22 protein-coding genes are annotated in these 24,463 nt (G+C 49.1%); 17 read left to right on the forward strand and 5 right to left on the reverse strand.

Going from position 1 to position 24,463, the window contains the following annotated elements:
- Positions 1-30 precede the first annotated feature (30 nt).
- Both IEY24_RS17540 and IEY24_RS17545 read left to right on the forward strand, forming a co-directional pair.
- A complete protein-coding gene (locus IEY24_RS17540) occupies positions 31-1,422 on the forward strand; it encodes an HmuY family protein (protein ID WP_188934384.1) in 1,392 nt (463 codons plus the stop codon).
- Positions 1,423-1,424: 2 nt separating this feature from the next.
- The gene (locus tag IEY24_RS17545) at positions 1,425-2,006 is read left to right on the forward strand and encodes an HmuY family protein (RefSeq protein WP_188934386.1); all 582 of its coding nucleotides are present in this window, start codon (positions 1,425-1,427) and stop codon (positions 2,004-2,006) included.
- A gap of 54 nt (positions 2,007-2,060) precedes the next feature.
- Here IEY24_RS17545 and IEY24_RS17550 read toward each other — a convergent pair whose 3' ends face one another.
- Both IEY24_RS17550 and IEY24_RS17555 read right to left on the reverse strand, forming a co-directional pair.
- Entirely contained in the window at positions 2,061-2,678 is a 618-nt protein-coding gene (locus tag IEY24_RS17550; protein WP_188934388.1) for a YdeI/OmpD-associated family protein, read from the reverse strand.
- Positions 2,675-3,718, reverse strand: coding sequence for a GNAT family N-acetyltransferase (locus tag IEY24_RS17555; protein WP_188934390.1), 1,044 nt, complete (start codon positions 3,716-3,718; stop codon positions 2,675-2,677). The genes IEY24_RS17550 and IEY24_RS17555 overlap by 4 nt, the downstream gene beginning before the upstream one ends.
- Positions 3,719-4,089: 371 nt before the next feature.
- Here IEY24_RS17555 and IEY24_RS17560 point away from each other — a divergent pair, with 371 nt between their 5' ends.
- The 4 genes from IEY24_RS17560 to IEY24_RS17575 all read left to right on the forward strand — a co-directional run bounded on the left by IEY24_RS17560 (position 4,090) and on the right by IEY24_RS17575 (position 10,536).
- Positions 4,090-4,509: a hypothetical protein gene (locus IEY24_RS17560; protein WP_188934392.1), complete on the forward strand. Its 420-nt coding sequence runs from the start codon at positions 4,090-4,092 to the stop codon at positions 4,507-4,509.
- Between the two features lie 184 nt (positions 4,510-4,693).
- Positions 4,694-5,839 carry an efflux RND transporter periplasmic adaptor subunit gene (locus tag IEY24_RS17565; protein WP_188935241.1) on the forward strand — a complete coding sequence of 382 codons (1,146 nt, stop codon included), beginning with the start codon at positions 4,694-4,696 and terminating at the stop codon, positions 5,837-5,839.
- A 28-nt stretch (positions 5,840-5,867) separates the two neighbouring features.
- Positions 5,868-9,023, forward strand: a complete 3,156-nt coding sequence (locus tag IEY24_RS17570; RefSeq protein ID WP_188934394.1) for an efflux RND transporter permease subunit — start codon at positions 5,868-5,870, stop codon at positions 9,021-9,023.
- A gap of 67 nt (positions 9,024-9,090) precedes the next feature.
- Entirely contained in the window at positions 9,091-10,536 is a 1,446-nt protein-coding gene (locus tag IEY24_RS17575; protein ID WP_188934396.1) for an efflux transporter outer membrane subunit, read from the forward strand.
- A 99-nt stretch (positions 10,537-10,635) separates the two neighbouring features.
- On the opposite strand, the gene IEY24_RS17580 is transcribed toward IEY24_RS17575, so the two are convergent.
- Together IEY24_RS17580 and bamJ are read right to left on the reverse strand one after the other, a co-directional pair.
- The gene (locus IEY24_RS17580) at positions 10,636-12,762 is read right to left on the reverse strand and encodes a carboxy terminal-processing peptidase (protein WP_188934398.1); all 2,127 of its coding nucleotides are present in this window, start codon (positions 12,760-12,762) and stop codon (positions 10,636-10,638) included.
- 11 nt (positions 12,763-12,773) lie between these two features.
- Complete coding sequence (bamJ, locus tag IEY24_RS17585; protein WP_188934400.1) at positions 12,774-13,532, reverse strand: BamJ family beta-barrel-assembly machinery protein; 759 nt, start codon at positions 13,530-13,532, stop codon at positions 12,774-12,776.
- A gap of 289 nt (positions 13,533-13,821) precedes the next feature.
- On the opposite strand from bamJ, the gene atpA reads away from it, so the two are divergent.
- The 8 genes from atpA (at position 13,822) to IEY24_RS17620 (ending at position 21,007) form a co-directional block, all read left to right on the forward strand.
- Positions 13,822-15,399 carry a F0F1 ATP synthase subunit alpha gene (gene atpA / locus IEY24_RS17590; RefSeq protein WP_188934402.1) on the forward strand — a complete coding sequence of 526 codons (1,578 nt, stop codon included), beginning with the start codon at positions 13,822-13,824 and terminating at the stop codon, positions 15,397-15,399.
- Between the two features lie 90 nt (positions 15,400-15,489).
- The gene (gene atpG, locus IEY24_RS17595; protein WP_188934404.1) at positions 15,490-16,374 is read left to right on the forward strand and encodes an ATP synthase F1 subunit gamma; all 885 of its coding nucleotides are present in this window, start codon (positions 15,490-15,492) and stop codon (positions 16,372-16,374) included.
- A gap of 109 nt (positions 16,375-16,483) precedes the next feature.
- Positions 16,484-16,735 carry a DUF5615 family PIN-like protein gene (locus IEY24_RS33105; protein WP_369009291.1) on the forward strand — a complete coding sequence of 84 codons (252 nt, stop codon included), beginning with the start codon at positions 16,484-16,486 and terminating at the stop codon, positions 16,733-16,735.
- A 26-nt stretch (positions 16,736-16,761) separates the two neighbouring features.
- Entirely contained in the window at positions 16,762-17,493 is a 732-nt protein-coding gene (locus IEY24_RS17600; RefSeq protein ID WP_188934406.1) for a LolA-like protein, read from the forward strand.
- Between the two features lie 126 nt (positions 17,494-17,619).
- Positions 17,620-18,147: a YceI family protein gene (locus IEY24_RS17605; protein WP_188934408.1), complete on the forward strand. Its 528-nt coding sequence runs from the start codon at positions 17,620-17,622 to the stop codon at positions 18,145-18,147.
- A 182-nt stretch (positions 18,148-18,329) separates the two neighbouring features.
- On the forward strand, positions 18,330-19,325 hold the full coding sequence (locus IEY24_RS17610) for a mevalonate kinase family protein (RefSeq protein ID WP_188934410.1): 996 nt from the start codon (positions 18,330-18,332) through the stop codon (positions 19,323-19,325).
- 108 nt (positions 19,326-19,433) lie between these two features.
- The gene (gene galU / locus IEY24_RS17615) at positions 19,434-20,297 is read left to right on the forward strand and encodes a UTP--glucose-1-phosphate uridylyltransferase GalU (RefSeq protein ID WP_188934412.1); all 864 of its coding nucleotides are present in this window, start codon (positions 19,434-19,436) and stop codon (positions 20,295-20,297) included.
- 20 nt (positions 20,298-20,317) lie between these two features.
- Positions 20,318-21,007, forward strand: coding sequence for an SDR family NAD(P)-dependent oxidoreductase (locus IEY24_RS17620; RefSeq protein WP_188934414.1), 690 nt, complete (start codon positions 20,318-20,320; stop codon positions 21,005-21,007).
- Positions 21,008-21,026: 19 nt separating this feature from the next.
- Here the strand turns inward: IEY24_RS17620 and IEY24_RS17625 are convergent, their stop codons facing one another.
- A complete protein-coding gene (locus IEY24_RS17625; RefSeq protein ID WP_188934416.1) occupies positions 21,027-22,319 on the reverse strand; it encodes a hemolysin family protein in 1,293 nt (430 codons plus the stop codon).
- Between the two features lie 146 nt (positions 22,320-22,465).
- Between IEY24_RS17625 and IEY24_RS17630 the strand changes: the two genes are divergently transcribed.
- The 3 genes from IEY24_RS17630 to IEY24_RS17640 all read left to right on the forward strand — a co-directional run bounded on the left by IEY24_RS17630 (position 22,466) and on the right by IEY24_RS17640 (position 24,421).
- Positions 22,466-23,683: a DUF763 domain-containing protein gene (locus IEY24_RS17630; RefSeq protein WP_229222528.1), complete on the forward strand. Its 1,218-nt coding sequence runs from the start codon at positions 22,466-22,468 to the stop codon at positions 23,681-23,683.
- A 134-nt stretch (positions 23,684-23,817) separates the two neighbouring features.
- Positions 23,818-24,096, forward strand: coding sequence for a type II toxin-antitoxin system RelE/ParE family toxin (locus tag IEY24_RS17635; protein WP_188934418.1), 279 nt, complete (start codon positions 23,818-23,820; stop codon positions 24,094-24,096).
- A 1-nt stretch (position 24,097) separates the two neighbouring features.
- On the forward strand, positions 24,098-24,421 hold the full coding sequence (locus IEY24_RS17640; RefSeq protein ID WP_188934420.1) for a HigA family addiction module antitoxin: 324 nt from the start codon (positions 24,098-24,100) through the stop codon (positions 24,419-24,421).
- The last annotated feature ends 42 nt before the right edge of the window (positions 24,422-24,463 follow it).

The raw sequence follows: 24,463 nt of genomic DNA on the forward strand, positions 1-24,463 counted from the left end.
ATTACCCTTTCATTATAACTCCAATACATTATGAAGAAAATAGTCCGGTCGCTATTACTGGTTGCATTTCTGGGAACATTCAACGCTTGCAGCGACGACGAGCCGCCACTACCGGATAACCTGGTGGCTTTCGAGGCCGCCGACAAGGGTTTTGAAGGGGAAGAAACCGAGATTAAAATCACGCTTACGAGGGCTGTGGACGCAGCAACGCCCGTTTCAGTGACATTGACCCCGACACAACTTACCTACGACACGGAGTTTACCACTACTCCCGCTACCGCAAACAACACGATCACACTGTCGGTACCCGCAGGGCAGTCGTCGGTTTCTTTCAAAGTAAGCAAGAAAACGGGCGTCTTGCTGGATGGTGACGAGAGCATTGCATTCAAAATTGCCTCGGTAGGCGCGCCGGTATTGGTTGGCACCACCTCAGCTTTGAAACTGAGCTTCAAAGCGATCATTTCCGATGGTACCAGCATTCAACTGAACGGTATCGCCGGCAACGAACCCGGAAGCAGCGCCGCCAATTCGGTATTCCTTGACCTGAGCGCCAACGTGCAAACGCCCGTTCTCCGCAGCAGCTGGGATCTCGGCTTTTTCAATGGTACCGATTTCCGAGTAACCATCAATGCAACGAATGGTGCATCGGCACTGGCGATTAACAAGACAGACATTAACGCGGTTTCCGACAAGGATTTCAAACCGGATTCATTGGCTGTCGGCCAGGGCGTGGGTAAACTCTCCCTCGTAGACGACGCTGCCGGAGACCTCACTAAAACAGTAATCGCGGCAGTCTCGGCCACCGACGCTGAGAATAAAGTTTACATTCTTAACCGAAAAGGCGGGTCGATGGACGTCCTTCCGGTGGCTGATTTATACAAGATCCGCATTCTACGTAAGGGAACCGGTTACACATTGCAGTACGCCAAAGTGAATGAAACAACCTTCAAAACCCTGGATATCACTAAAAATGCTGCTTACAACTTCGATTTTGTTTCGCTTGAAAAAGGCGCGACTGTCGGCGTAGAACCTGCGAAAGACCGCTGGGACCTGAAATGGGGTTACAGCATGTATTTCACCAATTTCGGCTCCGGGTTGATCCCTTACGGCTTCTCCGACCTGGTGTTCACCAACAATCTCGGGGGTGTGGAAGCTGTGGAAGTCCTCACCAGCACAGCAACTTACGACGCATTTGCCGAAAGTAATCTGACCGGCATTACATTCAGCAAAGCTGCGGATGTCATTGGCTCAAAATGGCGTGTCACGCAAGGCACCATCGGTGTTAAAACGGATCGTTTCTACCTCATCAAAGATCCGGCCGGCAACATTTACAAACTTCGTTTCGTGAGCTTCCATTCCAGCGATGGCGGCGAGCGCGGGAAGCCGAAATTGGAATACAAACTGGTTAAAAAGGGAGCCTGAATATGATATTGAAATCCATCATCCTTTCCATTTTTGCATTGGCCGCAATGCCGGAGACCGCGCCTGTAAAAACAGGAGCACAAATTCTGGCACAGGCAAAGCCGGAAATCATGGTCATTAAAGACCTGAATGCAAATACCAAGTCCTACATCTATTTCAGCCTCGCTACCGGCAAGGAAGTGCCTGGTACCGATGCGAAGACGAAAAACTGGGACATTGCATTCAGCAAAACCACCATTGCCACCAACAGCGGCACCAGCGGCCCTGGCGGGGGCGGCGCTATCGTTTTGGAAAAGCCCTTCGACCAGGTAAGCGAAGCACCCAAAGATGGCTACAAAACCGACGGTGATGCTGGCTTCGCCATTCCGGGCGGAAGCGGCAATAGCTGGTACAAATACGATATGAGCGTCCACGCTATCCTGCCGATTCCGGGAAGGACACTTTTGGTCAGAACTGCCAACGGGAAAGTGGCCAAATTGGAAATAATCAGCTACTACAAAGGCGCGCCGGAAGATGTGCCTACGGAAGAATCAAGCTACTACACTTTCAGATACACGATTGCGGGAGAGGATGGCAGGTTTTAATGGACACCCAAATGGTGAAATTCAAAAATCCCGGATCGCTCCGGGATTTTTGAATTATCTGACGTACTTCCAGTTCCGTACCTTCCCTTCTGCCAGCCATTCCAGCGCCTGCGCAATGCGTTTTTCACGCGTGGCCTCGGTTTTAGCATCCTCAAACCATTCCACATATTCTTTTTTATTTGAATAGCTGAATCCCTCAAAAACCTTCTTTGCCGCCGCGTTATCTTCTAATGCCTGGGTAAGATAAGTAGGAACCACCAGTTCCTTCGTTTCCTTTGGCTTATCATCCTTTTTCTGCTTTACACCGCTATCGATCAGGTGCATTGCTTCTACTATAAACCCTCTCAAATGCTCCTCCGCCGGAAGGTCTTCGATATTTGAAATTTTCCCAAGACTTCCCATTCCAACCCGCTCGCCGTTGACTGCGAGTAAATTATGGGGGTCGCTTAGCCTCGATTCCAGCCAGAAGCCGAAGGAACAGTGCTGTTTAAAAGATGCCATACTACACAGGATAGCACCTTTGTATTCGAAATGCGGGAAACTCCATTTCATGGTTTCCTTCGCTTCCGGGCATGCCTCATGTACGAGCGCGCGCAGGTATTCGAGTATGGGAATGGCAAAACTGGCCGATTTGACAATGTAAGCGTCAATGCGCGGATCGGTGGCACTCATTGCTTTTCCAGTATTCCTTTGAGATTGGTTAGTCCGTCCTGAAAATCCTTTCCGATTGATTCTTCCATATTCATGAAAGGGAGCATCACGTTCATTGGGATAGGCATTTTGCCGGTAAAACCCCAGCGGACGCGGGTGGACGTCGAATCGATCCCTTCCGTGATCATATAAGCGTCGCTGGTACTTTCAAACGGTTTCATGAAACGCAGCTGGGTATCAATCCGCCGGCCTTCGTCAATTTTGGTAATTTCCTGCTCGCCTTTCCCGACCTCGTCATTCCCTTCCCACATCGACACAAAGCCAACGGTTCCGTCGTTGCCCGAGAAGGTTTTGACCATGTTGGGATCACGACGTCCCCAAACACTCCAATCGTTCTGGCTCTTTAAAGATTTCAGGTATTCAAAAACCTCCGCTTTGGGTTTGTTCACGACGATTTCACGCTCGACGGCGTAGTCTTTTGGCATAATGAAAGCAGCAATGAGGGCCAGCGCAACAAGTCCCAGGATAATGTAGAGTACTTTTTTCATAGGGAAGGTGTTTTTGGGTGAATAATTGAACCTGTACTTCACTTCATCAAGATCTTCGATCAATTCGGTATTGATCATTCCAGCCTTTTCCAACACGCGGATAGAGGCAATGTTATTGACATTCACAAATGCGATCACATCCCTGGCATGCAGCACATTTTTGGAAAACCTGATCAGCCCCGTCGCAATTTCCGTAGCTACCCCCTTCCCCCAGAACTCCTCCATGACCCGGTAGCCGATCTCTATCGCCGATCCTACCCTATCCAGCTTGGCCGCCCCTATCAATTCCCCCGAATGCCTGTCTTCGATAAGATACCTCCCGAGATACGTGTCCATACCATATTCTTCCAGGAAACTTTTGAGCATGTTATCCGACTCCTCGCGGTTCAGCGAATAGCCCGTAACGTATTTCATCACATTGGCATTGTTGCTCAGTCTGAAATATTTGTCGCCGTCTCCGGCCGTCATTTTGGTCAGTACAAAATGTTCGGTGTAAATAGGGGTGACAGCCATTGTCTAGGGCATTGAGCGTTTCGCGAAAAATCGAATAGCCTGGTCAATATACGCTTTTCTATCAAAAAGTTACAGCGTTTTCCACTTTCGGTTTCCATGAGGTCAAGTTCCCTGTTTAAGTGGAAAAACACAAGTTCAAAAATTACTTTCCATGGCCTGTTCCGTCACAGAAATGAACGTTCCGCATTCAATACCAGTCAAATATTTCTCGTTAACGTTCATTAACAATGCCTGAGGTTTGCAATCTACATTTGAAACGTTATATTTGAATTATTGCCCGTTTGTATCACAATTCCGTTCCAATAGTTCCAATCATTCTTGAATTCATTATAAAAGTATGAATTTTCAATGACCTGATCCTTATCAGCATCATGACAAAAAGAACTTTTGTATTGTTTTTCTGGCTCGCTCAATTCGCCGTTTCATTGCTCCTGGGGCAACAGAAGGCTATTGCGTGCAAGATTGATATCGGAACCGGGGCTTTCTCTCCCTTCGAAATTCAGGAAAGGCCCGGCAGCAAGGATATTGTGTTAATCGATGATACAATCTGCCAAAACGAGACGATCGTCAGGGCCGATGAAACAAAATGGAAGGAATCTCTTTCCAAGCTTTTCAACCGCCGGCACTCTACCTACCGCTTCCTGACGCTGATCTCGCAAGCAATACCCCAGTGCGAAATTACCAGGCCTTCCAAAGTTATTAGGGAGTCTGTTCAACTGCTTTTCGTTAGCAATGGAGAAATTACGCTGCCCGACTATTACAGCTTCCTCCATCGCCTTTGCCCTTTTTGAACTCGCCGCAAGCGTTCTTTAATCCAACATTTTCGTAGCTGACGGACCGTCTGGTTGTGCCCATTCGCGCATATACTGGCCGTTCCGGGCATTCATGCTATTCTTTTTGCTGCACGGTATTCCCGCGCGGCCAAAAGGCTATTCCTATTCCCTTGCCCCAACCAATTTATACAAACGCATCATGATGAAAGACCTAAAATGGCCGCTGCTTTTGCTTGTCAGCATTTTCACCTACGGCTGCGCTTCGAAAAGTGAAACTTTATCGGAGACAAAAGACAGCGTTCCGACCATCCCCGTAACGGAACTCAGGCCTCAGAAAACCGAACTACACCGCGAATACGTAGGCAACATCCACGCCCTGCGGAACGTGGAAATATACGCCCGCGTGAAGGGTTACCTCGAAGAAGTGTATGTGGACGAGGGTAAGGAAGTCAGAAAAGGACAGACTTTGTTCCGCATTAATAATGAAGAATATGAAGCGCAGCTGGCCAAAGCGAAGGCCAACCTGCAAAGCGCGATCGCCGACGCAAAAGGCGCCGAGCTGGAAGTAAAGCGCGTAAAGCTGCTGGTGGATAAGAATGTCGTGGCGAAAAGCGAGCTGGAAGTAGCGCAGGCGAAACTGGCTGCTGCTAATGCGAAAATTGAGGAAGCGAAATCCGAGAAATCGAATGCGGCCATACAGCTGGCGCACACCGTAATTAAAGCACCATTCGACGGCGTGATCGACCGCCTTCCTACGAAAATGGGCAGCCTGATCGACGAAGGCACGTTGTTGACCACGCTGTCAGACATCAAAACCGTTTATGCCTATTTCAATGTGTCTGAAAACGAATACCTGGAATACGTCAAAGCCCGTGACAAGGCCGCGACCAAACAAGCCGTGGTAGAACTGGAACTGGCCGACGGCTCCTTTTTCAAACATAAAGGCATTATCGAGACCATGGAAGGTGCGTTCGACGAGGGTACCGGCTCCATTGCCTTCCGCGCACGGTTTTCAAACCCTGAAAAACTGCTGAAACATGGCTCTACGGGCACGATCCGCCTTACCAACACGGTGGACAATGCGATCCTCATTCCGCAACAAGCCGCTTTCGAAATTCAGGACAAAAACTTCGTGTATGTACTTGGCAAGGACAACAAGATCAAGACGCGCAGCTTTGTGCCGCAATCACGGTTATCTACTTTCTATGTCGTAAAATCAGGTCTCGAATCAGGCGAAACGATTGTTTGCGAAGGGCTTCAATCCCTGCGTGACGGCGTGACGATTAACCCGAAAACGGTATCTACCGACACCGTGTCAGCCGAAAAAATCGAGCTTACCGCGCGGTAGCATTCTTCTATCACCTGAATTGTAGATCATGTTTCAAAAATTCATTGAGCGACCGGTTTTATCGCTGGTCATCTCCATATTTATTACCCTGCTCGGTGTTCTGGCGGTGCTGGAATTACCTGTTTCCCAATTTCCCGACATTGTTCCGCCGTCGGTTGTCGTAACGGCTACCTATACCGGCGCCAACGCGGAAGTGTGCGTCGATGCCGTAGCCGTACCGCTCGAAAAGGCGATCAACGGGGTGCCCGGCATGACCTATATGACGAGCGTTTCCGGCAACGATGGCGTGACGACGATCAATATCTCCTTCAATGTGGGCGTAGACCCCGACCTCGCGGCGGTGAACGTACAAAACCGGGTACAAACTGTTATCGACGAGCTCCCGGAGGAAGTAATCAAAGCCGGCGTAACCACCGAAAAAGAGGTGAACAGCATGCTTATGTACCTCGATATCATGAGCTCCGATTCTACGGTGGGCGAGGATTTCGTGTACAACTTCGCCGATATTAATATTCTTAAAGAGCTGAAAAGGATCGACGGCGTAGGCCGCGCGCAGATCATGGGTAGCAAAGACTACTCTATGCGCGTATGGCTGCAACCCGACCGCATGAACAGCTATAATGTCTCCGCAGACGAGGTAATCCAGGCCATTCGCGACCAGAACGTGGTCGCTGCGCCGGGTAAGACGGGCGTCAGCTCTGGCCGTGAAAAGAATGTATTACAATATGTATTGAAATATACCGGAAAGCTCTTCGAACCCGCGCAATACGAAAACATCGTGCTGCGCTCCAATCCCGACGGCTCCATTCTGAAACTGAAAGACGTCGCCAAGATCGAGTTTGGTACGCTGGAATACGATATGGCTTCCAAATCGAACGGACGGCCTTCCGCTTCGATTATGATCAAGCAGCGCCCCGGCTCTAATGCGCAGGAGGTTATTCAGAACATTAAAACCAAAGTTGCAGAGCTTAAAACGACCACATTCCCACCTGGAATGGACTATTTTGTGTCTTACGACGTCTCTCGCTTTCTCGACGCCTCCATTCACGAGGTAATCCGCACGCTCATCGAGGCATTCATACTCGTGATCCTGATCGTTTACCTGTTCTTGCAGGACTTCCGTTCTACCCTTATTCCGGCCCTTGCGGTGCCGGTGGCGCTCGTCGGTACGTTTGCGTTCATGCAAATGTTCGGGTTTTCCATCAACCTGCTGACGCTTTTCGCATTGGTACTGGCGATCGGTATCGTGGTCGATAATGCGATTGTGGTCGTTGAGGCGGTGCACGCCAAGATGGCCGAAAAGCATCTCGACGCCAAAACGGCAACCATTGAATCGATGAAAGAAATGAGCGGCGCGATCATCGCGATCACGCTGGTCATGTCGGCAGTATTTGTGCCGGTTGCATTCATGTCGGGGCCAGTCGGGATTTTCTACCGGCAGTTTTCCATTACCCTTGCTATTTCCATTGTCATTTCGGGTATCAACGCGCTTACGCTCACGCCGGCTTTATGCGCGTTGATGTTGAAAAACACACACGGACAGCCTGTCAAAAAGAATCCGCTTACAAGGTTTTTTGATGGTTTCAACAAAGGTTATGATGGTTTGCAAAACGGTTATCGGAAACTGCTTTCGTCGATTGTGAGCCGCAGAATGATTACGATCGGACTGTTGATCGGCTTCTGTGTCGCCACCTTTGGTATTAACAGCATTCTCCCAAGCGGCTTTATCCCAACCGAAGACCAGGGAGTAATCAACGTGAACGTCACCACGCCGGTAGGTGCTACTGTCGAAAGGACGGAAGTCGTATTGGATCAGATTCAAAAAGTAGCTGAAAGTCTCGAACCGGTAGAATCTGTTTCTTCACTTTCCGGTTACAGCTTGCTCACCGAATCGGCGGGCTCGTCGTACGGGATGGCGATGATCAACCTGAAACCCTGGGACCAGCGGAAAGCTTCGGTACAGGACATTATCAAGGAAATGGAGGCTAAAACGAAGCACATTACCGATGCAGAAATCCAGTTCTTCCCTCCTCCTACCGTGCCTGGCTTTGGTAATTCCAGTGGCTTCGAACTAAGGGTTCAGGACCGTTCAGGCAATGAAGATCTGCAAAAAACAGCCGCGGTTACCAACCAATTTATCAAAGACCTCACGGCTACACCCGAGATCGCCGCTGCATTCAGCAGCTTCGACGCGAGTTTTCCTCAATATATGATCCACGTCGATTCGGACATTGCCGCCAAAAAGGGAGTATCGATCGACATCGCGATGAGCACGCTCCAAACCATGATCGGTAGCTATTACGCTTCCAACTTCATCCGTTTCGGGCAGATGTACAAGGTAATGGTGCAGGCGGATGCCAGCTTCCGCAAGAACCCCGAGGACATTCTCAAATTGTATGTCAAAAACAACCGGGGCGAAATGGTGCCGTTCTCAACTTTTATCAAACTTGAAAGGGTGTACGGCCCCGAATTGCTGACGCGCTATAATATGTATACGTCAGCGATGGTCAATGGCGACGCGGCCCCTGGTTACAGCAGCGGAGACGCAATCAAGGCCGTCGAACGCGTGGCGGCGACCAGTTTGCCGAAAGGCTACACCTACGACTGGTCGGGTATGACGCGTGAGGAGATCCTTTCAGGAAACCAGGCCATTTTCATATTCGGAATCTGTCTGGTGTTCGTGTACCTGCTGCTTGCGGCGCAATATGAAAGCTTCCTGCTGCCGTTACCGGTAATCCTTTCGCTGCCTACCGGTGTTTTCGGGGCATTCCTTGCATTGAAGTTAATGGGACTGGAAAACAACATTTACGCACAGGTTTCGCTCGTCATGCTCATCGGTCTTTTGGGTAAAAACGCGATCCTGATCGTGGAATATGCCATTATCCGCCAAAAAGAAGGCCGTACCGTCATTGAAGCCGTGCTGGAAGGTGCCACTGAGCGTCTCCGCCCGATTTTGATGACTTCATTCGCATTTGTCGCGGGACTTATCCCGCTGGTAATGGCATCCGGTGCCGGGGCGATCGGCAACCGGTCGATCGGCGCCGCGGCGGCGGGCGGGATGCTCATTGGTACCATTTTCGGGGTGGTCATTATTCCTGGCCTGTACGTCTTATTTGCGAGCATGGTCAAAAAGAAAAAAACACCTCCTCCGGTAGTGGCTACGGAAGAAGCATTGCTGCATTAAGCCCCCTCGAATCCAGTTTCGGCCGCGGGGCGAGTCCCCGCGGCCTTTCAAATCAGATTTTATATTGATGAAAAGACATAAAAAGTACGCTTCCGGCCTGCTGTTTGCCGCAATGCTGATCTCGGTATCAGGCTGTAAAATGATGCAGCCCGTGGAGCAGCGTGCGCAAATCAAAACCCCGGCAACATTCGCAGGCCAGGCCGATTCCGCTGGTATCGGGTCGCTGCAATGGAAAAGCTTCTTCAACGACCGGTACCTCGTCGCGCTGATCGACACAGCATTGCAAAACAACCTCGACCTGAAAATGGCCGTTCAGCGCATCGAAATGGCCCGGACCAATATCATGGCGGCCCACGGGGCTATGCTGCCCGTCGTGTCAGGCGATGTGTCCGGTGGCGGCCGCAAATTCGGTGATTACACGATGGACGGCGTGGGTAATTACGATACCAACTTCTCAGGAAACATCGACGAAGATCGCCGCCTTCCAGCCCCTTTTATGCCCGATTACTTCGTCGGCCTGCGCAGTTCTTGGGAAATAGATATTTGGGGTAAACTTAAAAATCAGAAAAAGGCTGCTTACACCCGCTTTTTGGCGAGCGAAAAAGGTCGTCAGGCGATCATCACCGGCCTCATCGCCGAAATAGCACGTTCCTATTATGAACTTTTGGCGCTCGACACCGAGCTCGACATTATCCGGAAAAACATCGCATTGCAGGAATCGGCGGTGGAAACGATTAAAATACAAAAGGAAGCAGGCCGCGCCAACGAACTCGGCGTGCGGCAGCTCACAGCTCAGTTGCTCAACACCCGCAGCCTCGAATTTGAAGTACAGCAGAAAGTCATTGAAATCGAGAACAATGTAAACCTCCTCACAGGCCGTTTCCCTGGGCCCATTGCCAGAGGCACTACGTCGGAACAAGCAATGCCGCAGGTCATCAGCGCCGGCGTACCTGTGCAAATGCTTCGCAGAAGACCCGACATCCAGCAGGCCCAACTGGACTTGCTCGCTAATTATTCCGAACAACAGGCCGCACAACTGGCATTTCTGCCTTCGTTGAATATCACGGCATTCCTGGGATTTAATGCCTTTAAAAGCAACCTGCTCTTCTCGTCGGGCTCACTCGCATATAACGCGCTTGGCGGCCTTACAGCCCCGCTCGTGAACCGGAAAGCGTTGAAAGCAAACCAGAAACGTGCAGAAGCCGCGAGCCTGGAAGCACTATATGCTTACAACAAATCAGTTTTGAACGGGTTCAGGGAGGTCAGTACAAGCCTCAAAAAGCTGGAAAATACGCGCCAGATCGGCGATTTGAAAAAACAGGAAGTAGAAGTACTCCAACAAGCCGTAGCAACCTCTAAAGACCTGTTTTTGACTGGCTACGCTTCCTACCTCGAAGTAATCACCGCGCAACGGGGTGTTTTGCAGGAGGAACTTAACCTAACCAATGTGCAGAAAGAACAGTTTCTTGCATTGGTTGAGCTGTACCGGGCGTTGGGTGGCGGCTGGGAATAACCATCAACCTACGATTATGCAAAGAGAGCACCGACCTCGCGATCGGTGCTCTCTTTGCATATCCTTGTTTAGATAACTACTTCTTCTTAGTTTAGATAACTACTTCTTCTTAGTCCCAGCCAGACTCGGCTCTTTCGAGATTACGATCAGGTCGGCCAGAATACGGCCGGTTTCAGTGAGATAGATATCCTTTTTCTTCTTCACGTCTTTGGGCGCCTCGGCAACTTTTGAATCGGTTTCCTCTTCGTCGTCACCGTCGACATTGTCCTCGCCAAGCTGCTTCATCGCCGCGCGCTTTTTCTCAGCTTCGTCGCGCTCTGCTTTCCGTTTAGATTCCTGCAAGGACACCACCTTGTTCTCACGCGCCTGCTTGAAATCGTCCAGCGTTTTTACAAGCGTTTTCAGCTCCTCGTCGGATTTGAGACGGTGTTTGTGCTTATCGCGGATTTGATCTACGATTTTAGGATTGATATTGCTGGTAACCTCATAACGCGAGGAAGGGATTTGATCCCACGGCAATGCGCTTGGCTGCGAGCCTTCGCCATATTCATTTACTTTAAATGCGGTAGGCAGTTCCAAATCGGGTGTCACACCTTTCAACTGTGTGCTGCTGCCGTTAATGCGATAGAATTTCGCAACGGTCAGTTTCACCTGGCCGAGCTGGTCTTGCTCTTTTGGCACCCATTGATTCAGGTCGATCAGCGTTTGAACGGTTCCTTTACCATAAGTTTGCTCACCCACGATCAAACCGCGCTTGTAATCCTGGATCGCAGCCGCGAAGATTTCGGAAGCTGATGCGCTGAATCGGTTGACCATTACAGCCAGCGGCCCATCATAGGCAATTGCAGGGTCGTTGTCCGATTGTACTTCTATTTCGCCCTGGCTTTCTTTCACCTGAACTACCGGTCCGCGGTTGATGAACAAGCCGGTCAGTGAAACGGCCTCCGTCAGCGAACCACCACCGTTATTACGAAGGTCGATCACGACACCATCCACGTTCGCAGCCTGCAAGTCGGTAATCAGTTTCTGAACGTCGCGGGTTGTACTTGAAAATTCTTTCTCGCGGTGTTGCGCACCTTCGAAGTCGCGGTAGAATAGCGGGATATCGATCACCCCTATTTTATAGTCCTTATTACCATTGTTAATAGAGACGATCTCGCTCTTCGCACGCTGCTCTTCCAGCTTGATCTTCTCGCGAACAAGGCGATATTCCTTCGGAGCCGAGCCCGGCAATGCGTCGGCAGAGATGATCTGCAAGCGCACCACAGTAGATTTCGGGCCTTTGATCAGTTTCACGGCGTCATCCACAAACCAGCCGACGATGTCCACAAACTTGCCTTCGTCTCCCTGTGCTACCGCTACGATTTTATCCTCCTTTTTAAGTTGCTTGCCTTTGAATGCAGGTCCACCGGGGATGACCTCTACGATTTTGATATAATTATCTTCCTCACGAAGCAATGCACCGATACCTTCCAGCGACTGGCTCATTTCCTGTTTGAAACGGTCAGCCGAAGTAGGCGCCATGTAGCTCGTATGCGGGTCGAGTGACTCTGCATACGCATTCATGAACATCTGGAAAACTTGTTCGGTACGGATGCGTCCCAGTGCACGGTCGCGGCTTTTGTAGCGGTCGCGCAGGGTACTTACCACTGCTGTGTCCGCTTTACCCGACAGTTTGAGGTCTAATGCCTCGCTTTTCAGGTATTTCCGCCACGTGTCGTTCAGTTCGTCGGTGTTTTTGGCCCAAGCCGCTTTTTCGCGGTCGGTATTCATCGACTCGTCCTGTGTGAAATCGAAAGGCTTCGATTCTTTCAGCAACGTCTGAATGTACTCGCTTCTTTCTTTGTAGCGCTTTCTGAAGACATTATAGATCTGGAAAGGAACATCCAGCTCCCTTTTCTGCAAATAGTCGTCGAAAGAGTTCTTATACTGCTCGAATTCCGCGACATCGGTAGCCAGGTAGTAAAGTTTTCCGTGGTCTATCGCATCCAGGTATTTATCAAACATCGCTGCCGAAAGGGAATCGTTCAGCTTTGTTTTTCTATAATGATAACTGGATAAGATCCTGGTAGTAAGCTCCTCCGCCTTGTATTGCGCCGGAATCGGCTTGATATCTTCATCCATGGAGGCGGCTGCTGGTGCCGTCACCCCCACTCGTTCCTGAACAGGGCCCCGCTGCCAACCCAGCAACACAACCGGAATAAGAGTGATAAGATACTTTTTCATTTGCACGTTTGCTATTTTACGATTTCCAATAATTCAACCTCAAATACGAGGGCTGAATAAGCCGGTATCTGAGGACCTGCCGCACGCTCACCGTAAGCCAGCTGATATGGAATGAAAAGCTTCCATTTCGATCCGACAGGCATTAACTGAAGCGCTTCGGTCCATCCTTTAATCACGCCATTGACCGGAAACTCAACCGGCTCGCCTCTGTCGACCGAGCTGTCAAAAACCGTTCCATTGGTCAATGTGCCATGATAGTGTGTCTTAACCTTATCAGTCGCCGCCGGTTTTGGACCGTCGCCTGTTTTGATGATCTGGTATTGCAAGCCGCTCTCGGTAGTCACCACGCCTTGCTTCTTCTTGTTTTCTTCCAAAAACTTCTCCCCTTCCTTGCGCACAACCGCTCCTTTTTCTTCCATCATCTTGGTGAAGTAACCTTGTATAAACAAATTGGCTTCATCCGCCGAAAAAGCCGTTTTTTCACCTTTAAGAGCTGCTTTAACGGTTTGTGTAAGCAACTCGCTGTTGATATCGCTGATACCTTGTGACGATAACGAATTTGCGAAGCTAACTCCAATGGCTGCTGACAAAGAGTCGGCGCTTGTTTTCAATGTTGCAGGAGCTGCTAATGTTTTTGCAGGTGTTGCCGCTGATTTCTTTACAGTTGCAGCGGGTTTAGTGGTTTTCTTGATAGTCTGTGCTGTGCTTTCCGCGGTTACCAATACTCCAAATGCCAGGGCTGCTAAAACGGTTTTTTCTAATTTGTACATTATACTGAAAGACGGTCGAAAAGATTAGAATTTAATATATAAGAGGTATTAACGATCTCAATTACAACAAAAACACAATCAGTACCTAAAAAAGTTTTAAAAATGTTATTAGAAGCTGATAAACGGTAAATTTGCCTCCGGCGGTACACTTCCGCCCATATCCTTGGAAAAATCTAATTTTATATCACAGGTTTTAGTTAAATCATTCTGTTTTTACCAAAATAAAACTCTACCTTTGCGGCAGTTTTCAGAAAACTTACTACTATACTCTAAATAAGTCAATTATACTATGGTATCTGTTAGACCGGATGAAGTTTCGGCCATCCTGCGCGAACAACTTGCAGGCGCTCGATCAGAAGCAGAACTCGAAGAAGTAGGAACAGTCCTTCAGGTTGGTGACGGTGTTGCCCGCATTTATGGTCTTTCCCAGGTACAGGCAGGTGAGCTGCTTGTTTTCGAGAACGGCCTTAAGGCCCTCGCTCTTAACCTCGAGGAAGACAATGTGGGAGCCGTATTACTAGGGGATTTCAGTGACATCAAAGAAGGTGCTACTGTAAAACGTACCAAAGAAATCGCTTCCGTGAAAGTGGGTGACGGAATCATCGGCCGTGTGGTTAACACTCTGGCTGAGCCGATCGACGGAAACGGACCAATTACGGGTGAGACGTTTGAAATGCCTATCGAGCGCAAAGCTCCGGGTGTTATCTATCGCCAGCCGGTAACTGAGCCGCTTCAAACGGGTATCAAAGCGATCGACGCCATGATCCCCATCGGACGCGGACAACGCGAATTGATCATCGGTGACCGCCAGACAGGTAAAACTGCGGTTGCGATCGATACAATTATTAACCAGAAGGAGTTCTACGACAAGGGAGAGCCCGTATTTTGTATCTACGTTGCCTGCGGACAGAAAGCTTCGACTATCAAGTCGATCGAAGCTACCCTTCGCAGATACGGCGCGATGGATTACACGGTAATCGTGGCAGCTGGTGCTTCCGATCCTTCTCCGATGCAATTCTACGCACCATTTACAGGTGCTGCGATCGGTGAATACTTCCGCGACACCGGCCGTCCTGCTCTCGTAATCTACGATGACCTTTCGAAACAAGCGGTATCTTACCGTGAGGTGTCCCTGCTACTCCGTCGTCCTCCGGGCCGCGAAGCTTACCCAGGTGACGTATTCTACCTCCACAGCCGTCTTTTGGAACGTGCTGCGAAAATCATCGCTGATGATACCATCGCTGCCAACATGAACGACCTTCCGCCTTCATTGAAAGGTAAAGTAAAAGGTGGTGGTTCACTGACAGCCCTTCCGATCATCGAAACACAGGCTGGTGACGTTTCGGCTTACATTCCTACGAACGTAATCTCGATCACCGACGGTCAGATCTTCCTTGAATCCAACCTGTTCAACTCTGGTATCCGTCCTGCGATCAACGTAGGTATCTCGGTATCCCGTGTGGGTGGTAACGCGCAGATCAAATCGATGAAGAAAGTTTCGGGTACCCTGAAACTCGATCAGGCGCAGTTCCGCGAACTGGAAGCATTTGCGAAATTCGGTTCCGACCTCGATGCCGCTACAAAGCTGGCGATCGACCGGGGACGCCGCAACCAGGAAGTTTTGAAACAAGCACAATACGCGCCGGTTCCTGTTGAATTGCAGGTAGCGACTGTTTACGCTTCCACCAAAGGCTTGCTGGATACCGTAGACGTAGCACGTGTGAAGGAATTCGAAAAGGATTTCACCACCGTATTGGCTGGACAATATAAAGAAGCACTTGCTGCTTTGCGTGCCGGAAAACTGGACAACAGCGTAACAGACGTTATCGAGAAAGTAGCTAAAGAAGTTGCTGTAAAATATCGTTAACACCGGTAAAAATGCCGGAGCGGAACACGTCCCGGCATTTTCCTAGTACATATATAATAGGATCACCGGATCGCTTAAAACACCCAGAGAATGGCAAGCTTAAAAGAAGTACGTAACCGTATTGTTTCGGTTAATTCCACACAGCAGATCACCAAAGCCATGAAAATGGTGGCGGCAGCCAAGCTGCGTCGTGCACAGGACAGCATTTTGCAAATGCGCCCTTACGCACAGAAGCTTGGAGAAATGCTTCTGACAGTTTCGTCAGCATCGGAAAGCGCTGCCGACAGCCCTTTGAAAGCCGTTCGCGCGGTGGAAAAGGTGCTGATCATCGTCGTAACTTCCGATCGTGGATTGTGCGGAGCATTCAATACCAATGTTATCAAAGCTACAATCCAGCTGATCGAGTCGAAATATGCGGCTCAGGCAGCGAAAGGAAATGTAGAGATTTTTGCCATCGGTAAAAAAGGCGCAGAGTCGCTCGTACGCCGCGGCTTTACCGTGAACACAGCTTACACCGATCTTTTCGGCCGTCTGAGCTTTGTAAACGCGAAAAGCGCCGCCGAAGAAATCATGAAGGATTTCTCTGATGGCCGTTACGACGCGGTGGATATCGTGTACAACGAATTCAAAAACGTAGCTACACAAATCATCCACACCGATCCCTATTTGCCGATCGTAGCTGAAAACAAATCGACCAAGTCGAAAAAGACCGAGGTTAACTATATTTTTGAACCGACCGAAGAAGAAATCCTTGCGGAACTGATCCCTAAGTCGCTGAAAATCCAGTTGTACCGCGCCGTTCTCGAATCCAATGCATCGGAGCAGGGAGCGCGTATGACGGCGATGGACAAAGCCACTGAAAACGCCCAGGAGCTTCTCAAAGAACTCCGCCTTGTGTACAACCGTACACGTCAGGCAGCGATCACGAAGGAAATCCTCGAAATCGTAGGTGGTGCCGAAGCATTGAAAAACTAAGGTTACCTCAAACCATATTACAACGGCCGGATTGCAACAATCCGGCCGTTTTTTTGTTTATTTATTGATATAGTCTGTCATTTAAATGAATATACCATGGCTGATTTGATTGAGAGGATTACCGTCAATCCCGACTTATGTAACGGGAAATCATCTTACCATTGTTATCCGCGATGCTGACTTTTCCATTCGTATCAGCACAAGTGAACCTCCACCCCGGATCATTCATTTTCACCTTGGAAATATCAAGGCTTCAGAACTTTTTCAATTATTATACAAAAATTGGTATAATATTACCGACCTCAGCAAAGAATATAAACTAGTTACAGTTTTTCGAGACAGAATAGAAGTTTTGTCGTGACGAACCCAAACCAACAACCACACCTTATGCAACATTCCAAAAGTCTTTTCAAACTACTCACATTCCTCATCATCGCCTGCATCGGTAATGCCGCATTTGCGCAAAACGTCGACGACATTATTGCTAAACATGTCAAAGCCATGGGCGGTGAAAAGCTGGGTAAGTTGCAAAGCATGAAGATCGCCGCCGAAATGGATATTATGAATATGAAAGTCCCCATTACCACGATCATTGTGCAAAATAAAGGTTTCAGAAGCGAGAGCACTGTGCAGGGCATGACCGTCGTGCAGGCTGTGAGCGGCAATACCGGCTGGACCATTAACCCAATGACCGGCAATACGAAAGCAACGGCGCTTCCTGAGGACGCCATAAAATCACTCGCAAACGAAACCGATTTGACCGGCCTCTACAACTATAAGGAGAAAGGCTACAAAGTGACACTGGATGGCGAGGAGGACCTGGCAGGCGCGAAGGTTTACAAGGTAACCATGACTTTGCCAGGCGGCGTTCGCCGTGTTAACTACATTTCCAAAGACACTTTCTATATTCTGAAAATCGTCGCTCAGACGAAAGTTAACGGACAAGACATCATGTCCGAAAACATCCAGTCAGACTTCCGTGCGGTGGATGGCATTTACTACCCTTTCACTTCCGAAGTTACTACCTCCGCAATGCCAGGCACGAAAATGGGGCTAAAAATCACAGCACTCGAAGTGAACCCAAAAGTCGATCCGAAAATTTTTGAAATGCCTCAATAGAAGCGCTAAATGCAGTTTTTGAAATCCCGGAATAATTTTCCGGGATTTTTTTATCCTTTTTGAAACTAATATTTGCAAATAGATGTATATACATTAAATGTAAATACACATAAAAACAACATAGACATGACTACTACTAAATGGGTAATCGACCCAACACATTCAGAAATACAGTTCAAAGTGAAACACCTTGTGATTTCCACTGTAACCGGTGCATTCAACACATTCGAAGGCGGTGTTGAAACTACCAGTGAAGACTTCGACGGTGCTACCGTCCATTTTTCTGCCGATGTAGACAGTATTGATACTAAACAGGAGCAACGTGACCAGCACCTTAAATCAGCCGATTTTTTCGATGCTGAGAATCACCCAAAATTGTCGTTCACAGGTAAACTGGCTAAAAAAGGTGGTGACAACTACAACCTTACAGGCTCTCTGACCGTAAAAGGCGTGACCAAAACGGTTGATTTCGCTGCGGAGTTCGGCGGTAACATGACAGACTTCTATGGCAACAACAAATCAGGCTTCGAGATCAGCGGTAAAATCAACCGCAAAGAGTTCGGCCTCGAATGGAGTGCGGTAACTGAAGCGGGTGGTGTGGTTGTAGGTGACGAAGTGAAACTGATCGCGAATGTTCAGGTCGTAAGACAATAATATCAATAAACCGTTCCTCTTAAGAAATGCGTGGATATTTTTATCCTCGCATTTTTTGTTTCCAGCCCGTTCATTAATAGATTTCACCTCGCATTGGGTAAAATTTCGAAATACCGGCTTATAAGGGCAAAATGGTATTTTATCGTCCCCATATTATTACTTCCGGTTAAACACGCTTTACATTGATCATTGAAACACGCGCCTATGCCCGTGCGGGGCTTTTAGGCAATCCTTCTGATGGTTTTTTCGGCAAAACGATCTCCATATCTGTAAGAAATTTTGGCGCTTCCATTTCGCTCTACGAATCGCCCGAGCTACATATTGAACCTCAGCCGCAGGATCTGAACACATTCCGGAGCATTTTCCATCTGCGCGATTCGGTGAATATGCTGGGTTACAATGGCGGTATACCCCTTATTAAGGCCGGCATTAAGAAGTTTGGAGACTATTGCGAGGAAAACAGCATCAAACTTCCCAACAAAAACTTCACGGTGCGTTACCGCTCTTCGATCCCGCGCCAGGTAGGGATGTCGGGCTCCAGTGCAATCATCGTAGCATTGTTCCGGGCGCTGATGCAGTTTTACAAAGTCGAGATACCCATTGAAATATTACCACAACTGGTGATGGTGACGGAAACCGAAGAACTGGGTATTACCGCCGGCTTGCAGGACCGTGTGATCCAGTGTTATGAGGGATGTGTGTATATGGATTTTGATAAAACCTTAATCCAAACGCAGGGCCACGGCCGCTACGAGCGCATTAACCCCGAATTACTGCCAAAACTTTACGTAGCGTATAATACCAACCTCAGTAAAGTGTCGGGTAAGGTGCATAACGACGTGCGCACGCGCTACGATCGCGGGGAGCAAGATGTAATCGATGTCCTTGGCCAGATCGCCCAAAAAGCAGAAGACGCCCGCACCGCATTGCTCGAAGGCCGTCCCGGCGATTTGCATTCACTGATGAACGAAAATTTCGACCTGCGCTGTAAGATCTACAATGTCCCTGAATCGAATAAAAAGCTGATCAATGCGGCGCGCGCCTGCGGTGCATCCGCTAAATTCGCAGGCTCGGGCGGCACCATTATCGGAATTTACAAGGACGACGATATGCTGAACCAACTCTTCGTACAATTAAAGAAGTTCAATGCGCGGGTGATCCGGCCGTTTGTGGTTTGAGTTAGGAGTGGTCAGAGGAAGTCGTTAATAGTCATTTTTATACTCAACTATATTTAAAATTTCAACAAATGCTGACGGCGACATTGCCGTTGGCCGATAGCCAAAACTATGATTCGCAAAGCCGTTATACCTGCCGCCGGGCTTGGGACCCGATTCCTGCCCGCAACCAAATCGATGCCCAAGGAAATGCTTCCGATTATCGACATTCCTACCATTCAATATGTGGTCCAGGAGGCCGTGGATTCGGGTATCGAAGATATTCTGATCATTTCCGGAAAAGGCAAGCGCGCCATCGAGGACCATTTCGACCGGAATGTGGAGCTCGAAAGCCGGTTGGAAGAAAAGGAAGATCTGCTGTGGTTCAATGAAATGCGGCGCCTCGCCGACATGGCCAACGTACATTTCGTACGTCAGAAAGAAGCCAACGGCCTCGGCGACGCGATTTATTATGCACGCCACCACGTTGGTAACGAGCCATTTGCAGTTTTGCTCGGTGACACGATCATGGATTCCGTGATCCCGGTAACGCAGCAATTGATGGACACCTACGAACAATACGGTGGCTCGGTGATCGCCGTGGAAGAAGTCCCGGCCAACAAGGTCAACCGTTATGGTATCGTCGGCGGAAACTCGCTGAGCGACACGATTCTGGAACTAAGCACGCTGGTGGAAAAGCCGGCTATTGATAAAGCGCCTTCCAACCTCGCCATTGCCGGTCGTTACATTCTAACCCCTGAAATTTTCAACACCATCGAGCAAACGCCGAAAGGTAAAAACAACGAAATCCAGCTCACAGACTCGCTTTTGCTCCTTTTGAAACGCGAGAATATATTTGCCCACCATATCGAAGGCAAGCGCCACGATATCGGCGACAAGTTGGATTACCTCAAAACAACCGTCGAGTTTGCATTGAAAAGAAAAGAATTTGCTGAACCTTTCCGGCAATTCCTGGTTGATATTCTAAATAAATAAGCACTAAACAAGCCATAACCATGCCCAAACAAATCATCGTCAGCGGAGCCACCGGAAACCTGGGTAAAGACGTTGTCAAAAAACTCACAGCGCTTGGTTATGGCTTACATATTAATGTCCGCGAAGGCAAAACGGACGCCTACGCCGACAATGCGAACGTCTCCAACTACCTCGCCGAACTTTCCAACGCCGAACAGGCGGGGCATTTTGTTGCCGAAGCCATTATCAATGCGGGCAAAATTGAAGCGGGTGTATTGCTCGCCGGCGGTTTCGCGATGGCTAAACTGACCGACACCAGCGATGCCGATATCGAGCAAATGCTGACGATGAATTTCAAAACGGCATTTCACGTCGTGAAGCCATTGATGAAGCATTTCGAAGCAAACGGAGGCGGGCAGTTCATCTTCATAGGCGCACGCCCGGCGCTGGTACCCGAGGCGGGCACGGGAAGTTTCGCCTACACGCTTTCCAAAACGCTTATTTTCCAAATGGCGGACCTCATTAATGCAGAAGGAAAATCGAAGAACATCACAGCCACGGTGATCGTCCCAAGCATTATCGACACACCCGATAACCGCGCTGCAATGCCGAATTCAGATTTCAGCAAATGGATTCCCGCCACGGATATGGCCGAAGGCATTGCATTTGTATTAAGTGATACCGGTAAAAAATTACGGCAGACAGTTTTGAAGCTATATAACGAGGCTTGACGGCGGTCAAAACCTTCCACTAGCTTTCCAGCACCGCTATCTTCACCTGGGAGACAGTGCTGCGCTGTTTTTTAAGTATGGTAAATTCGTAATGCTTCGTTCTGAATTTCTCACCGACAGCCGGAATGCGGCCGAATTTCCAGATCAGATAACCGGCCAGCGTTTCATAATCCGGGCGTTTGGTGATGTCGTGGGGTAATTTGTCATTCAGATCAGCGATCGACGCTGCTCCCTGCACCGTATAAGTATTATCTGCTTCGTTTTTCACGATCGGCAATTCGTTGTCATACTCATCCTGAATCTCTCCGACGAGCTCTTCCAGGATGTCCTCCATCGTCACAATACCGTCCACGCCGCCATATTCATCAATAATCACTGCCATTTGCTGGCGATTGACCTGAAACTCGCGCAGCAATGCACCGATCGGTTTAGAACCGTGCACCGTCGCAATCGGCCTGATCAGCTCCCGCAAGACGATATCCTTGCCTTGCCGCATTTTCAACAACAAATCTTTTAAATGTAAAACACCGACCACCTGATCGAGCGTATCCTCATACACCGGCATTCTGGAATAACCTTCTTCTATCACTTTTTCAAGTTTGGCTTCTGAAAAATCATTCACGTCGATACCGACCACCTGCGGACGCGGGATCATGATTTGCCGCGCTACACGCTCCGAAAAGTCGAATGCATTTTTGATCAGGTCATAATCCGCCGCTTCAATCATGCCGCTATCTTTTTGTTGCAGAACCAGATAGCGCAATTCATCGCTGCTATGCACCTCGCTGCCATGCGATGGTGTAATGCCTACTCCTTTCAAAATCACATTGGCAATACCGTTCAGCATCCATACTACCGGCCTGAACACCAGGAAAAAGGCGTGCAGCGGATAGGACAAAGCCAATGTCGTCGATTCCGGGCGCTGGATCGCGATCGATTTTGGAGCGAGCTCGCCAAATACGATATGCAAAACAGTGATAATCGCAAATGCGGTAGGCAATGCAATATGGTGCGCCAGTTCCGGATCAACGGAAAGGCCTACCAGATCCATGGCGCCAATGATCATTTTCGAGACGACCGGCTCCCCTATCCAACCCAAGCCAAGGCTTGCAAGCGTAATACCGAACTGGGTAGCAGCCAGGTAGCCATCGAGATTCGATACGATTTGTTTGGAAAGAATGGCCATCCGGTTCCCTTCCTGGGCTTTCTGTTCAAGCTGCGAGGCGCGGATCTTGACGATAGCAAACTCGGCAGCGACGAAAAACCCATTCAGCAGAACGAGCACAAGGGTAATGATAACCTGTAAAACCATGGAGGCCAGCGGATCAGTTTTGAGATGAAAATGCGTTTTAAAGCTGCATTTTAACAAAAAATCATACCATTGAGAAACCAAGACCGGCATTAATGCATTTCCGGTTACCAGTAGCTACCCCGAATTTTCGTAAATTAGAATCCCCGATGGAATCCCTTATGAAAAGTGGTCACGCCGATTTACCCCTGCATTACGGGAAAGTACCCGTCTGGCTCGCGCAGCGCATGAGCGCGCTCGGCGGCGCCATCGTGGAGGCGATCGTGATGGAATATGGACGGGATGGATTACTCCAAAAAATGAGCGACCCGTTCTGGTTTCAGTCGCTCGGATGTGTGCTCGGAATGGACTGGCACTCGTCGGGCATTACCACGTCGGTAATGGGCGCATTGAAGCAATCAGTCAACCGCAGATCGTCGGATCTGGGCATTTACATTTGCGGCGGACGAGGGAAATATTCAAGGCAGACGCCCGCTGAACTGCTGGCAATCGCCGACAAAACCGGTCTCGACGGTCATCTGCTCGTGCAACATAGCAAGTTGTCGGCAAAAGTCGACAATACGGCTATTCAGGATGGTTTTCAATTGTATTTGCATTCATTTGTTCTTTCCAAAGAAGGCAATTGGGCGGTGATCCAGCAGGGTATGAACACCGAAGAACGGCTTGCCCGCCGCTACCACTGGCATTCTCCTAGTATTCAATCGTTCATCGAAGAGCCCCATACATTCATTTATGGGCAAAATCAGGGCAATATCCTTAACCTGACGGCCAAAGCCGCCGCTCCGACCCGCACCGGTATTCTCGACCTTACGAAGGAAAATCCCGATAAGATCATGCGGGAAGTTTCGAAGCTCATCATGCCCGATCACCATGACGTCCGTGTCGAAGATGTGAACCTGAAAAGGCTCGGCGCGGTACTCGCATTGGCGCACGACAACCCGGTCGACAACATGGAATCGCTGCTTATGCTCGAAGGCGTAGGCCCGCGCACGATCCAGTCGCTGACGCTCGTGAGCGAGATCATCCACGGCACGCCGTCGCGTTTCAGCGATCCGGCCCGCTTCTCGTTCGCGCACGGCGGCAAGGACGGCCACCCGTTCCCCGTACCCATCACGGTATACGACGAGTCGATACTGACGCTCGACCGTGCCATTCAACTTGCCAAAATGGGTGATAAGGACAAATCCGACGCTTTGAAAAATCTCTCAAAAGTCTCCGCGCAGCTCGAAAAGGATTTTGAACCCAATAACCGCTTCAACGACATCGTGCAACACGAACGCGACACTTCCTGGAAATATCAGGGCCGCACAGTGAAAGGCAAAGCACAGAAGCCGAAGGGCTGGGACGGGCAGTTGGAGTTGTTTTGATACAGAAAACTGATTCGCTAATTTTAGCAAGTGTCTTTGTAACTGAATTTCAAGTACTCTTTACCACTCACGTTCCAATCTGCTCTTAAACAACTTAGGTACTTCGCAGAGTATATACTACTTTTGGAACGGCTATGATCAATAGTTTCAAGCATAAAGGCTTGCGATTGTTTTTTGAAACTGACAATCCTGCCCGATTGCAACCACACCACGTTGAGAAAATAAGAAGAATTTTATACCGATTGGACGAAGCCCACACGCTGGAACAGCTTGACATTGTCGGCTGGAATCTCCATCCACTGAAAGGTGCGTTCAAAAACCATTGGTCAGTTAAAGTGAATGGAAATTACCGGATTACATTCAGGTTTGAGCATGGGCAAGTGTTCGATGTTGACTATTTAGATTATCACTGATATGAAACGAGGAATGATGCCTCCGCACCCGGGCTCGATGATCCGGGATATGATGGAGGGTATAAAAGAAGAAACAGGCAATGATCTGACCATTCGACAGGTCGCAGAGGGATTAAGAATTTCGGCTAAAACACTTTCCAATATTTTGAATGGCCATCAAGGCGTAAGTTCCGAAATGGCTGTCAGACTGTCTGAGGCCTTTGGTTCAAGTCCGGAATTCTGGTTGAAACTCCAACGTGACTATGAGCTCTGGCACGCCGAGCAAAAAGTCAACAGGTCTAGCATCCAGCATTTTGTTCAAAAGCGCGGTTTGCAATCGGTTTAGCGACGGCTTCCTATCACAGAATCTTTGTTAATACCAAATACT

This window comes from Dyadobacter endophyticus (genome assembly GCF_014641595.1).
GTDB lineage: Bacteria > Bacteroidota > Bacteroidia > Cytophagales > Spirosomataceae > Dyadobacter > Dyadobacter endophyticus.